Source organism: Micromonospora lupini str. Lupac 08 (assembly GCF_000297395.2).
Classification (GTDB): Bacteria; Actinomycetota; Actinomycetes; order Mycobacteriales; family Micromonosporaceae; genus Micromonospora; species Micromonospora lupini.
In genome coordinates this window covers 4,477,630-4,489,976 of sequence record NZ_HF570108.1, presented here as the reverse complement: position 1 = coordinate 4,489,976, position 12,347 = coordinate 4,477,630, and the positions used below count along the sequence as shown (strand labels likewise).

Sequence of the window (12,347 nt, the reverse complement as noted above, 5' to 3'; positions counted from 1 at the left end):
TCGCCGTGCGGGGGACGGTCAGGCGACCACCGACCGCAGCGGCACTCCGGCGGCGCGCAGCGCGCGTACCAGATCGTTGGTGAACGGGTGTTCGTCGGCCTGGAGCCCCTGCGGGTTGGGGATCACGACGTACGCCGAGGTGCCCTTCGCGGACGTCTGCGCGTCGGTGGCGAAGCGTTCGACGATGGCCCGCGTGCGCGCCAGGTCCGTCGCCGCCACCTCGATGGTGATCGGCCGCCATCCGCCGCCCAGGTCCGCCGCGACCGGCGCGGCGGCGGCGCTGGCGCGCGCCGCGTCGATGCCCGGCGCGCGTCGAGCGCCGGGCGCGCCGGGCGGGTAGAGCAGCGTGTTCGCCACCAGGTGCAGACCATTCTCGTTGTACGCGCGGAAGAGCGGATTGAACGCGAACAGCACCGACCTGCCGGCGCCGGTCGGTTCGTCGACGACGGCGGCCGTGCCCTTCAGTGTGTCCGCGCCGACGGTGTAGCCGTTGGCCCAGAACGTGTCGCCGGTCGGGTAGGTGAGCACGTTCGTCCCGGTGGTGCTGGGGTTGAGGATCGGGTCGTCGTTGTTGAACTCGAAGTCCTCGGCGGGGCGGCCCAGGGCGACCGGGTTGTCGGTGTCGACGTCGACCCGCAGGTGCGAGCCGATCACCAGGTAGTCGGCGGGTGTGGTCTTCTCCGTCGTGGAGGTGAGCCCGGCGGCGCGGGCCAGCCGCGTGCCCTCGTTGCGCAGCCCCACGTAGGTGTGACCCTGGGCGATCCAGTCGCGCAGGTGGGCCTGCCCGGTGGCGGTCAGTCCGCCGGTCGCGCTGCTGCCGTCGGGGACCAGCAGGACCGTACGTCCGGTGAACGCCTCGGCGTTGTCGTTGATGTCGGCAGTGGTGACCGGCTTCAGGTCGAGGCCCCACCGCTTGCCGAGCACGTAGCGGGCCTCGCCGTGCGACCCGGACGTGGTGGAGATGCCGGTGCCCTGGAACAGCCCGACGTCGGGCAGGGCGAGGCTCGTGCCGGTGGGGCGTCCGCCCGGGGTGAGGGTGACCCCGGCCGCCTTCGCCAGGTCGTCGACCGTACGGCTCAGTCTGGTCGCCGGGATCGCGACCCGGCTGGTGGTCAGGTCCCGCACGAGCGGCACACCGCGACCGAGCAGTTTGAAGGTGAACTCGGCGGCGGCGGCCGAGTCCAGCGGGTACGTGTAGGAGCCCCACGGCCACGCCAGCCCGCTCCGGCCGCCGGTGACGCCCCGGACGAGCTCAGCCTTCGGCCGGACGTTGTCGCCCGTGTAGATCGTGGACACGCCCATCAGCAGCGGGTTGCTCCAGGACGACACGTCGTAGAAGTAGGGGAACGGGACGTACGGGTCCTCGCCCATGATCGCCTGGATCCAGTGTTTCTGCGGCTGGTCCATCGGGATCCAGTACGCGCCCTTGGGCACTGTCACGTTTGTGGCACTCCGGCCGCCGAAGACCCGTGCGGTGGGCACCCGGGTGGGCTGCTGCACCTCGTATACCTCGACGTCCATGCGGCGCAGCCGCTCGACGAGCCGGCGGACGTCGGCGAGCTGCCGGTCGGGCAGCAGGAAGTACGAGCGGATCGTGAGGGCGGGCACCGGGAACTGAACCTCGTTGGTGGGCTGTACCACCTCGTTCGGCTCCAGCATGCCCGCCCGGCCCTCGGCGAGCGCGTCGGTCCAGATGTCGAAGTAGCCGTCCAGGACCTCACGCTTGTTCGCGGCGGCCCAACCGAGCGTCGACCACTGGGTGTGGAACTGCTGCTGCACCCGGTCGGCCACGGCCGACGCGCTGCCCTTCTCGTACGTCATGCCGGCCGCGCCGAAGCCTGCGGTCGGCACGGTGTCGCCGTAGCCCATGAAGAACAGGTCGTACGTGTCGTAGTTGAAGTAGCACTCGGTGGTGACGGTGTCGTCGCAGGCGCCGTTGTAGCCGAAGCCGGCCTTGTTGGCCTCGCCGATCCGGTTGATCCAGTCCACGGCCTCGCCGGCGATCTCGTGGTGGATCGGGTCGGCGTTGGGCGGGAAGAAGTACTGCCGGCCACCCATCTCGTGGGCGTCGACGAACACCTGCGGCGGGTAGCGGCGCAGCAGTTCGAGCTTGCCGTCGGTCTCCTGCTGGGTGCGGGCGAACCAGTCCCGGTTCAGGTCGAAGCCGAACTCGTTCTGCCGACGGGTGGCGTCGCGACCGTCCGGGTTCTGCGTGGGGACGATGACGGTGACCAGGTTGTCGTTGCGCCGCGCGACCTCGCAGGACAGGCCGGCGGCCAACTCGTACAGCGTCTTGAGCGCCGCGTCGGTGCCGCTCTTCTCACCGCCGTGCACGTTCGCGGTGACCCAGACGATGGCGGGGCCGTCCTTCGCCGTGCGGGCGGCCGTCCGCGCGCTCGTGCGGCGGGGATCGCGCAGGTCGCGTACGTCGTCGGCGATCTTTCGCAGGGCGGACGGCCGCACGTGGCGTTCGTTGGACACCACCGCGTACGGCAGGGGCTGGCCGAGCACGCTGGTGGCCGTCACGCCCGTGACGACCCGGTCGGAGGCGCTGTCGACGGCCTTGAGGTAGGCGCGGACCTCGTCGTTGGTGACGACCCGTTCCTGTCCCGCGCCGAGGGGGAAGCCGAGCGCGGCCTCCGGGCTGGGCACGGTGCTGATCCGTGCGGTCGGGTCGTCGCTGCACGGTGCGGGTCGGGCGGCGCCGGCGGCCGACGTGCCGCCGAGCAGGGGAGTCATGCCGAGCAGGAGCGCGATCGTGGCGGCGCCCGCCAGCCGCTTCGGGGGGACCATCCAGAACGGACGTGACGATGGGGCCATGTCTCGGGTTCCCTTCTCGGGAAAAGCCTCGCAGTGGCCGGAGCCTATGAACCGGCCGACACGGCGGTCAAGGGTTGATCGACATTCTTCGCTACAGGGCGTGCCGGTACCGATGCGGACTGGCAGGATGACGGGTGGGCTCGTCGTCCTCTGGAAGGAGCAGGCCGTGTCGGAGATGATCACGCTCTCGGTCCATCCGGATTCTCCGTCCGCCGATGCTCGGCGGTCGCTGGCGTCCTGGCTGCGTGCCGAGGACCGGCTGCGCGACGGGGTGACCACCACGCCGCCCGATGAGGCGTCGGCCGACGACACGGACGTGCTGCGGGTGGCGGTCGGCGACGCGGGGTCGGCCATGGTGCTGGTCCAGGCGGTCGCCGGCTGGCTCACCCACCGTCGCGAGAACCTGACGGTGCGGCTCGCCGGCCCGGACGGGTGGTCGGCCGAGCTGGACGTGCACCAGGCTCGGGACATGGACCAGGTGACCGCCCTCATCGAGGCCGCGGTGCGCGCGGTGACCCCGGAAAAGGGGCGGCTCCCCTGATCAGGTGATCAAGGGAGCCGCGCCGGGTGCGGCTACCAGGTCGTCAGGCCCACGCCTATCGTCTTGGTCAGCGTGGCGTTGTCGTCGTCGCCGTCGAGCGACCAGATCATCGCGCCACCCAGGCCGGTACGCCTGATGTAGAGCATCTTCTGCAACACGACAGCCGGATCGTCGTACGTCCAGAAGGTCGTACCGTCGAAGAGCCAGGCGTGCCCGGCGCGCAGGTCGCGGTGCACGGTGTAGCCGTTGCCGGCGAGGGTCTTGAGCTGCTTGTAGTCCTCGTAGCCGGCCTCGTAGGTCGCCGGCGCGGGCCCGGCGGCCGGCTGGAACAGCCCATTGCCGCCGCCGGTGACGCCGGTCCAGCCGCGACCGTAGAAGGGGATGCCCAGGACCAGCTTGTCGCGCGGCGCTCCACGGGTGAGCCAGCCGTCGATCGCCACCTCGACGGAGAAGTCCGGGTTGTCCGGCGAGCCCGCCGGCACGCGCAGCGCGGACTGCTGGTTGGCCACGGCCTCCCAGCCGCCGTGGAAGTCGTAGCCCTGCACGGTGCCGAAGTCCAGGTACTTGAAGATCTTGCGGCCCTCGTAGCCGGCGTCCATGGTGGCCGGGTTGGCCGGCAGGAAGGCGGTCAGCGGGTGGTGCGCGCCTGTCGTGCGGCCGTACGCGTCGAGCTGCCGGCGGAACTCGGCGAGCAGCTTGGTGAAGTTCTCCCGGTCCTCGGGGCGGATGACGTTGCCGGGCTCACCGTCCCAGTTCGGCCACTCCCAGTCGAGGTCGACGCCGTCGAAGACGCCCGCCGCGGCACCGGGGCTGCCCGGCAGGTTGCCCTTGAGGTACAGGTCGATGCAGGACGCGACGAACGCCTTGCGGGAGGCGTCGGTCCGGGCGGCGTTGGAGAAGTACGTCGACCAGCTCCACCCGCCCAGCGAGATCAGCACCTTCAGGTCGGGGTGCTTGGCCTTCAGCTTGGCGAGCTGCCCGAAGTTGCCGTTGAGCGCCTGGCCGGGCGCGTCGGCGACGCCGTCGACGCTCTCCTCGGCGGGGACCGGCCGCTGGTAGTCGGCCCAGGCGTCGCCCTCGCCCGGCCCGCCGTCCACATAGCAGCGGCCGTCCTCGCTGACGTTGCCGAACGCGTAGTTGAGGTGGGTGAGGCGGCTGGCCGCCCCGGAGGCGTCGAGCTTCTTGACCGAGAAGGCCCGGCCGTAGATGCCCCACTGGGTGAAGTAGCCGACCCGGTGGTAGCCGGGCTGGCGGTCGGGTCGGCCCCCGGCGCTCGCCACGGTGGGCGGGGCGGCGGTGAGCAGCACTGTCGCCAGGGCGACGACGGCGGTGAGGCGGCGGTGACGCAGTTGTCGCATCGGCACTCCCACGAGGGATCAAGCAGAATTAGTAAAGACACTTATCTGATTGATGAAGTTAAGCCGATCACGCTCTGCGGTCAAGAGCCGTCCCTCCGCCGCCGTCCCCGCAGCGGACGGTCAGCCGACCTGGCTGTTGTCCTTGAGCGAACCCCAGCCGTGCCAGCGGTCGATCTCGATCAGGGCGCTGACCCGGGCGCGTTCCCGCCGGGGATAGTCATTGCCCGTGTAGTGCCGCGACAGCCTGTCGATGTCCGCCAGATCCTCGTCGGCACGCAGCTCGGCGACGTGCCCGACGATGCTGACGTGGGTGTACCAGCCGGCCTCGTCCAGCACCGTGAGCGACACCCGGGGGTCGTTGCGGATGTGCTCCAACCGGCGACGGCTCTCGTCCAGGTTCACCAGGATCCGACCGTCCTCCCACAGATACCAGGTCGCGGCGGACACCGGCTGACCACCATTGCGAAGCGTGGTCATGACTGCCGGGTTCGGCTTCCGCAGCATCTCGACCGCGGCCTCGGGAAGCGGTGGCTTGGACATGAGGGCTCCTCCTCGCATGAGCGTTTACCCCTGCACGGTACGCACCCGTCCGGCCCGCGCACGCCAGGACGCGGATCGCGGCGCGCGGGAGGTCGAAGGGCTCAGTCGAGCCAGCGGCCGTTGCGCATGAGGACGCGTCCCTCCAACTCGTTGGCCTCCCGCCAGGCCAGGATGCGCCGTGGTCGGATCACGAAGTACTGGTAGGGCTCGGCGCTTCCACTCGGGTCGAAGCCGGTTCTGGCGGCGAACGCCGCACGCCTGTCGTGACCGAGGTCGGCGTCGTCCAACGGCTCGGCGGCGCCGTCGACGATCACGACGTCGCGCGTCGTCCCCAGGCTGAGCCGGACCCGACCGTCTTCCAGCAGGTTGCGGCCGGTGACCGAGGCGCGCGGCGTCGAGACGAGGAACACGGTCCCGTCCCACAGGTAGGAGAGAGGTATGAGGTGCACGCCGTCCGGGGAGCCCGACGTGGCGACCCAGAGGTCCACGTCGTTCTCCAGTCTCTTGCGCGTGTCTCTCAACCGCTCCTCACGCCCCCGCGGTGGCGTGCTCGCCATGTCTTCCCCCGTCCACCTCGTGATCCCTCATCGGTCCGGTCGCCCCCGCCGCGACCAACGACAGGTCCGGCACGTGCGGCAGTCGTGCGAGGTCGTCGAGGCGCTGCTGCTCGGCGCGTGCGCGTCCCCAGGCGGCGAGACACATGGCTCAGCGCAGTTCCTGGATGCGGACCATGTTGCCGGCCGGATCGCGGAAGGCGCAGTCGCGGATGCCGTACGGCTGCTCGGTCGGCTCCTGGACGACCTCGGCGTCGCCGGCCTGCACCTTCTCGAAGGTGCCGTCCAGGTCGTGGGTGGCCAGCAGGATCCACCCGTAGGTGCCCTTGGCCATCATCTCGGCGATGGTGCGCCGCTCGTCCTCGGTGATGCCCGGGTCCGCGGCCGGCGGGGCCAGGAGGATGGACGTGCCGGGCTGGTCGACGGGGCCGACGGTGATCCACCGCATCGTGCCCTGACCGACGTCCGTGCGGACCTCGAAGCCGAGCACGTCGCGGTAGAAGGCCACCGAGGCGTCCGGGTCGACGTGCGGAAGAACTGTCGTGTGAATGGTGATGTCCATGCTGGCCATGCTAGGTAGACCCCCCGGCTCGTACTTCTCGATTCCTGATCGATGCGGCCGGTGGCGGGCGCGGACGCACCCGCGTGCGGGGTGTCCCGGCCGGCCGGAGAGGATGGGGCCATGAGCGACTCCGTACTCCCCGGACGCGTCGTCGTCACCGGCGCCACCGGCAAGCTCGGCCGCGCCGTTGTCGCCCACCTGCGCGGCGTGGGCGTCGACGTGTTGGCCGTGGACCGTGTCGGCGGGCGCGACCCCCGCGACGTCGACGGCGAGTTCCTGCTCGTCGACCTGACCGACTACGGGCAGGTGGTGGAGGCGTTCACCGGGGGCGCCGACGAGCACGCCGGCAGCATCGAGGCGGTCGTGCACCTGGCCGCGGTCCCGGCGCCCGGGCTGATGTCCAACGCGGCCACGTTCGCGAACAACTCCGCCGCGACGTACAACGTCTTCGCCGCCGCCCGGGCTGCCGGCATCCGGCGGGTGGTGTGGGCGTCCAGCGAGACAGTGCTCGGCTTGCCGTTCGACACCCCGCCGCCATACGCGCCCGTCGACGAGGAGTACGCGCCGCGACCGGAGTCGACGTACTCGCTGAACAAGGTGCTGGAGGAGGAGATGGCGCGGCACTTCTGCCGGTGGGACCCGGAGCTGGTCATGGTGGGTCTGCGGTTCTCCAACGTGATGGACGTCGAGGACTACGCGCCGTTCCCCTCCTTCGACGCCGATCCGCGCTCCCGGCGGTGGAACCTGTGGGGCTACATCGACGCCCGCGACGGCGCCCAGGCGGTCGAGCGGGCGCTCGCGTACGACCGGCCCGGCGCGGACGTGTTCATCATCGCCAACGCCGACACCGTCATGACCACGTCGAGCGCCACCCTGATGGCCGAGGTCTACCCGGGTGTCGAGATCCGCAAGGACCTCGGCGAGCACGAGACCCTGCTCAGCATCGACAAGGCGCGGCGGGTGCTGGGCTACGAGCCCCGGCACTCGTGGCGCGACCACGTCGACCTCCGGTAGGCCACCTCGGCGCGTAACCCGGTTGTGCCGTACGCCCAGAATGAATACGTGGCCCTCGATATCGATCACGTGTACGTGCCGGTCAAGTTCGACCTCGGCGGCACGGTGCAGGACGTGGAGCCCGCGCTCCCGCTGCTCGCCGGGCTGGGCGCCACCTCGGTCGACGTCGTGCAGCACGAGGAGACCCGGGCGTACAACATCTCCTACCTGGCCACCCACCCACCGGTGCTGCAGATCTCCCTCGGCACGTCGCCGGTGCGGATCGGCCGTACGACCTGGGCGACGAGCACCCGGATCGTGATCTACCCGGCGCTCGGCGTGATCTCGGTGGATCTGCGGTTCGCCGCGCCGGAGCCGGCGGTCAGCACCGAGGACATCTGCCGGTTCTACGACGACCTCGTCCGCGAGAACACCCTCGACTACTTCCGGCACCTGCGCGACCTGGACACCTTCCCGCCGAACCTGGCCGGGCACCTCAGCGTGATCGAGGCAGAGCCGCGGGAGCACGGCGGGCTGACCGTGGCCGCCCACGTGCAGGCGGTCCGCGCCATCCTGCGCGTGTCGGCCGGCTTCGAGCCTCGGGAACGCCGGTACCCGTTCCAGAACATGCGCCAGTTCTTCGTGCTGCGCGGTCCGGAGCGGGACGAGAACGACCCGCTGGTGGAGTCGCTGCTGCGGCTCTCCGCGCTGCCGGTGACCTCGGGCTCGGCGGCCGACGACGGGCCGCTGCGCCTGCCCGGCCTGCTGGTCCGCACCACCGGCTGGTCCACCGTAGCCGTCCTGCACGACGGGGTGGAGGGCGCGACGCCGGCCGTGCGGATGGTGCAGGACATGTACGGCCAGATCCACGCCCAGTGGTTCTTCTGCCAGCTGTGGGTGGGGGTCGACCCGAACGACCGCGACGAACTCGTCGGACCGGGTCACTCGCTCGGCGCGCGCATCACCCAACTGGCGCGGGTCCAACTGCAACTGAGCCGAGGGCTCGCCGAGGTGGGCAACGTGGACCTCATGTACCGCGATCCGATGCGCATCGCGGTGGCCACGTTCCTCATCGACGGACTGCGGGTGCCCCGGCACCTCCAGGCGGCCCGGCAGCGCCTCGAACTGCTGCGCAGCAATCTGAGCCAGCTCTTCGGGTTGCAGACGGCGCTGTTCCAGCAGCGCCTCCAGTGGCTGTTCGCGGTCACCGCGGTCGCCGGCGTCGCGGCGCTGCTGCCGGAGATGTTGCAGGTCGACAGCATGCGCTGGCGGGTCGTGACCATCGCCCTGTTCGGCGCGTTGGCGCTGTTCTGCTGGCTGCTGATCCGGCTGCTCGGCCGCGCGGGCCTGCGCACGGACCGGCGGGTCCGACCGGGGCGGCGGGCCCGGACGAGGCGGGGGAGGCGGTGGGGGCGCGGCGTCCGCCGGGCGCGAGCCGGCGTCGGCGACCGTCCACCGGGCGATCCGGCATAACCACCGGGCGTACCGACAGACCGGGATAAAGTCCCCTCAACGGGTACGAGGCGGGACCGGTCGGCGAGGGGGTGCGGCCATGCTGACGCGCACCTGGATGCGCGGGCTGGCCGACAGCAGGAGCCCGCGCTCGGCGACCGTCCTGGAGCTGCTCTTCGACATCGTGTACGTCTTCGCGCTCGCCCGCCTCGCCGGGCGGGTGGCCGACGACCTGACCATCGTCCGGCACACGCTGCTGTCCGAGGCGGGCCAGACGCTGCTGTTCTTCACGGCGGTGTGGGTGATCTGGTCGCTCAACGCCCAGTTGGCGAGCACCTACGACCCACGCCGCGTGGACCTCCAGGTCGTCCTTCTCGCCACGATGTTCGGCACGCTGGTGCTGGCGGTATCCCTGCCGCAGGCGTTCGGCCAGCGCGGCGTGATCTTCGCCTGCACGTACGTCCTCATCCAGATCGGCAGACCGCTCTACCTGACGTTCGCGCTGCGGGGCCATCCGAGCCAGGCGTTCGCTATCCGGGTGCTCACCTGGCACACGGTGTCCGGCGTTCTCTGGATCAGCGGCGGCATCGACGGAGGCCTCGGTCGGGGCGTCTTCTGGACCCTCGCGCTGGCCGTCGAGCTGATCGGCCTCGCCACCAACTGGCCCGTGCCCCGGCGCGGCCGACGACCGCTCACCAGCATGGCCGAGGTCTCCCAGGTGCACCTCGCCGAGCGGTACAACCAGTTCTTCATGATCGCGCTGGCCGAGGTGGTGCTCGAAGCCGGCGCCGCCGTCAGCTTCCCGGGCTTCTCGACCGGGCGGACCGTCACCCTCGTCGCGGCGTTCGTGTCGGTGGTGGCCTTCTGGCGGATCTACTTCTACCACGTCGGGCCGGGTCGACAGGCCACCGGCAGCGCCAGCGGGGAGGGCCTGGAGCTGTCCCGGTGGGCAAGCTACAGCCTGCTGTTGATCGTCGGCGGGATCATCTGCACCGCCGTCGGCTTCGGGCAGGTCATCGAGGATCCCGATCCGCCCATCGACTGGGCTCTGGTGGCCATCATCTTCGGCGGCCCGGTGCTGTTCCTGCTCGGCCGGAGCTACCTGGAGCGCAAGTACCCGTCCGCGCCGCGCTGCCGGATGTTGTTCGTCGGCGCGCTGGTGCTGGCGGTGGCCGCGCTGCCCAGCGTCTTCCTCCCACCGGTCGCCGTGACCGCCGTGGCCGCGTTGATCCTCGCCGGGATCGCCGTCGCCGACGGGCAGGTCCACCAACGCGGCTCGGAGACCAACCCGACGTTGTGAGCCGAGCCCGCTGGGCGTTGAGCGCCGCCGGCGCGTCGCGTAAGGTGGCGGGCACGCCGTCGAGCCGAGAGGAGGTCAGAACAATGTCCGATGTTCTGCGCCCCCTCCGCGCACCGGCGTCCACGCGGATCTGACCCGGGGCGCTCGCTTTCCGGAGGTCCGCCAATGACCAGTCTCGTCATCCGCCCGCTCGTCGCGGGCGAGGAAAACCTGTTCGACTCCATGATCGATCCGCTGCCCCAGCTGCGGCAGGTCGCGTACGCCGACGGCATCACCGGCGGCGGCTACCGACCCGAGCACACCTGGATCGCCCTCCGCGCCGGCCAGGTCGTCGGCCGGGCCGCCTGGCTGCTCCCGCCCGGGGCGGTGGGCGCCCCCTGGCTGGAACGCTTCGACCTGGCCGCCGAGCCGGAGGTGGGCGCCGCGCTGCTGCACGCCGCCCACGAGGCGCTGGGTGGTCCCGTTGCCTACTACGCCGCCCTGCCCGCGCACTGGCGACGCCGACCCGAGGTGCTGGCCGTGGTCGCCGCGCCGATGGAGGCGGCGCGGCTCGCCGGGCTCGTCGAACAGGGCGAGCGGCTGAGGTGCTCGTGGACGGGCACGCCACTGCCGACGACCTCCGGGCGGTACAGCTTCCGTCCACCAGTGGACACGGCGGAGATCAACGCCCTGGTCGCCCGCATCGCGCAGCCGGACGTGCTGACCGGCGCGGAGATCGCGCGTACCGTCGCCGGCGTCGACCTGGCCACCGATCCGCTGGCCTGGCTGGGGGAGTCGACCGACAAGTGGCGCGTCGGGGTGCAGGACGGGCAGCCGGTGGGCCTGGTCGGCACGGCCGGCGACGCCTGCTACCCACTCCTGGCGTACCTCGGCCTGCTCGACGACGCGGCCCGCGGTGAGCTGCTCGCCGAGGCGGTCCGGGTGCTCGCCGCCGGAGGCGCCCGGGAGGTGATCGCCGACGTGGACGCCCACCGCGTCGCGGTGCTCGCCGAGCTGGAACGCACCGGGTTCCGGCAACTCCGCTCGCGCGTGCTGTTCGAACCGCCGGCCGAGACGGCGTAGCCGTTCGGGGGTGCGCCCCGCGTCACCCGGGGCGCACCCCACACCGGCGGCACCGCCGCGTCCTGTCAGGATCTGTGCCCATGCCGGAGATCATCGCCCTCGTCGTCGGCGGATCGGCGCTCGTCGTGGCGGCGGTCGCCGGGCTCTACCTCTGGCCGCTGGGCCGCCGTGCGCTGCGGCTCGCACCGGCCGACCCGCTGGACTTCGACGCCGCCACCGGTGTCGCCGAGACCATCCGGGCGGCGGAGGCAGCGGATCCGGAGGTCCGACCGGAGTCGCGCAGCCGCCTGCTGAGCCACGGCTCGCGTACCGGCAGGGCGGTGCTGCTGCTGCACGGGTACACCCTCGCGCCGGAGCAGTACGACGAGTTGGCCGAGGTGTTCTTCGCCCGGGGCTACAACGTGTGGATACCGCGGGCGCCGCACCACGGCACCGTCGACAGGCGGGCCCACCACCGGGTCGGGGCCGCCGAGCTGACGACGTACGCCGCCCAGGCCGTGACGGTCGCGGCGGGCCTGGGGGACGAGGTGGGTGTCGTGGGCATCTCCGGCGGCGCGGTGCTGGCCGCCTGGCTGGCCCAGGTCCGTGGCGACGTCGTGCGGCGGCTGCTGGTGCTGTCGCCGTTCTTCGGCCCGGATCCCCGGCAGGCGCCGGCCTTCGCGGTCCGACCACTCATCACGCTGTACGGGCGTCGCCTCCTGCGCGACCGTGTCAACTCGCGGGGATACTCGTTCTCCGCAGTCACGCAGTACCTGACGATCGCACGGACGCTGCCGCGTCCGCCCCGACGGACCGGCCTGCTGAGCGCGGCCGTGGCGATCAGCCCGCTCGACGCGGTGGTGCACCCCGGCGCCGCGGTGACCGTGCCGCGCCGGATCGCGCGGGCGAACGGGATCGCACTGCGGGTCTGCGCGCTGCCGGAGTCGTGGGGCGTCCGCCACAACACCCTCGACCTCACCGCGCTCGGCACCGACGCCGACGAGCTGCTCCGGCTCTACGTCGACCTCTACGAGGGTGGCCCGGCCCCGACGTCCGGGCTCGTCGAGACCGTCACCGTGGGCGGCTGAGCGCGACCGCCGACCCGGCGGCGCGCCGCGGAGTCGTCGACGGGCCTCCGCGGCGCACCGCCGCCACGTGGCGACTACCGCACCGCCGCCACGTGGCG

The 12,347-nt window shown here is 71.6% G+C and carries 11 protein-coding genes; 6 read left to right on the top strand and 5 right to left on the bottom strand.

Going from position 1 to position 12,347, the window contains the following annotated elements:
• Positions 1–18: 18 nt before the first annotated feature.
• On the bottom strand, positions 19–2,793 hold the full coding sequence (locus MILUP08_RS21650; RefSeq protein ID WP_039906413.1) for a M14 family zinc carboxypeptidase: 2,775 nt from the start codon (positions 2,791–2,793) through the stop codon (positions 19–21).
• A 202-nt stretch (positions 2,794–2,995) separates the two neighbouring features.
• Between MILUP08_RS21650 and MILUP08_RS21645 the strand changes: the two genes are divergently transcribed.
• Complete coding sequence (locus MILUP08_RS21645) at positions 2,996–3,361, top strand: effector-associated constant component EACC1 (protein ID WP_237747279.1); 366 nt, start codon at positions 2,996–2,998, stop codon at positions 3,359–3,361.
• A gap of 32 nt (positions 3,362–3,393) precedes the next feature.
• Here MILUP08_RS21645 and MILUP08_RS21640 read toward each other — a convergent pair whose 3' ends face one another.
• From MILUP08_RS21640 to MILUP08_RS21625, 4 genes are all read right to left on the bottom strand, one after another.
• The gene (locus tag MILUP08_RS21640; RefSeq protein WP_007461573.1) at positions 3,394–4,719 is read right to left on the bottom strand and encodes a glycoside hydrolase family 18 protein; all 1,326 of its coding nucleotides are present in this window, start codon (positions 4,717–4,719) and stop codon (positions 3,394–3,396) included.
• Positions 4,720–4,839: 120 nt separating this feature from the next.
• On the bottom strand, positions 4,840–5,259 hold the full coding sequence (locus tag MILUP08_RS21635) for a PPOX class F420-dependent oxidoreductase (protein ID WP_007461570.1): 420 nt from the start codon (positions 5,257–5,259) through the stop codon (positions 4,840–4,842).
• A 101-nt stretch (positions 5,260–5,360) separates the two neighbouring features.
• Positions 5,361–5,747: a pyridoxamine 5'-phosphate oxidase family protein gene (locus tag MILUP08_RS21630; RefSeq protein ID WP_237747155.1), complete on the bottom strand. Its 387-nt coding sequence runs from the start codon at positions 5,745–5,747 to the stop codon at positions 5,361–5,363.
• 217 nt (positions 5,748–5,964) lie between these two features.
• On the bottom strand, positions 5,965–6,375 hold the full coding sequence (locus tag MILUP08_RS21625) for a VOC family protein (protein WP_039908518.1): 411 nt from the start codon (positions 6,373–6,375) through the stop codon (positions 5,965–5,967).
• Between the two features lie 120 nt (positions 6,376–6,495).
• Here MILUP08_RS21625 and MILUP08_RS21620 point away from each other — a divergent pair, with 120 nt between their 5' ends.
• The 5 genes from MILUP08_RS21620 to MILUP08_RS33910 all read left to right on the top strand — a co-directional run bounded on the left by MILUP08_RS21620 (position 6,496) and on the right by MILUP08_RS33910 (position 12,249).
• Positions 6,496–7,389, top strand: coding sequence for an NAD-dependent epimerase/dehydratase family protein (locus tag MILUP08_RS21620; protein WP_007461562.1), 894 nt, complete (start codon positions 6,496–6,498; stop codon positions 7,387–7,389).
• A gap of 48 nt (positions 7,390–7,437) precedes the next feature.
• The gene (locus MILUP08_RS21615) at positions 7,438–8,841 is read left to right on the top strand and encodes a hypothetical protein (RefSeq protein WP_144056983.1); all 1,404 of its coding nucleotides are present in this window, start codon (positions 7,438–7,440) and stop codon (positions 8,839–8,841) included.
• A gap of 79 nt (positions 8,842–8,920) precedes the next feature.
• Positions 8,921–10,120, top strand: coding sequence for a low temperature requirement protein A (locus MILUP08_RS21610; RefSeq protein WP_007461558.1), 1,200 nt, complete (start codon positions 8,921–8,923; stop codon positions 10,118–10,120).
• 165 nt (positions 10,121–10,285) lie between these two features.
• Positions 10,286–11,182, top strand: coding sequence for a hypothetical protein (locus tag MILUP08_RS21605; protein ID WP_007461556.1), 897 nt, complete (start codon positions 10,286–10,288; stop codon positions 11,180–11,182).
• Positions 11,183–11,262: 80 nt separating this feature from the next.
• Positions 11,263–12,249 (top strand): alpha/beta hydrolase, encoded by a 987-nt coding sequence (locus tag MILUP08_RS33910; protein ID WP_007461555.1) that lies wholly within the window; start codon positions 11,263–11,265, stop codon positions 12,247–12,249.
• Positions 12,250–12,347 lie beyond the last annotated feature (98 nt).

Excerpts from the sequence above, each read along its gene's own strand:
- MILUP08_RS21650 (WP_039906413.1), bottom strand. The coding sequence starts at position 2,793 with ATGGTCCCCCCGAAGCGGCTGGCGGGCGCCGCCACGATCGCGCTCCTG.
- MILUP08_RS21645 (WP_237747279.1), top strand. The coding sequence starts at position 2,996 with ATGATCACGCTCTCGGTCCATCCGGATTCTCCGTCCGCCGATGCTCGG.
- MILUP08_RS21640 (WP_007461573.1), bottom strand. The coding sequence starts at position 4,719 with ATGCGACAACTGCGTCACCGCCGCCTCACCGCCGTCGTCGCCCTGGCG.
- MILUP08_RS21635 (WP_007461570.1), bottom strand. The coding sequence starts at position 5,259 with ATGTCCAAGCCACCGCTTCCCGAGGCCGCGGTCGAGATGCTGCGGAAG.
- MILUP08_RS21625 (WP_039908518.1), bottom strand. The coding sequence starts at position 6,375 with ATGGACATCACCATTCACACGACAGTTCTTCCGCACGTCGACCCGGAC.
- MILUP08_RS21620 (WP_007461562.1), top strand. The coding sequence starts at position 6,496 with ATGAGCGACTCCGTACTCCCCGGACGCGTCGTCGTCACCGGCGCCACC.
- MILUP08_RS21610 (WP_007461558.1), top strand. The coding sequence starts at position 8,921 with ATGCTGACGCGCACCTGGATGCGCGGGCTGGCCGACAGCAGGAGCCCG.
- MILUP08_RS21605 (WP_007461556.1), top strand. The coding sequence starts at position 10,286 with ATGACCAGTCTCGTCATCCGCCCGCTCGTCGCGGGCGAGGAAAACCTG.
- MILUP08_RS33910 (WP_007461555.1), top strand. The coding sequence starts at position 11,263 with ATGCCGGAGATCATCGCCCTCGTCGTCGGCGGATCGGCGCTCGTCGTG.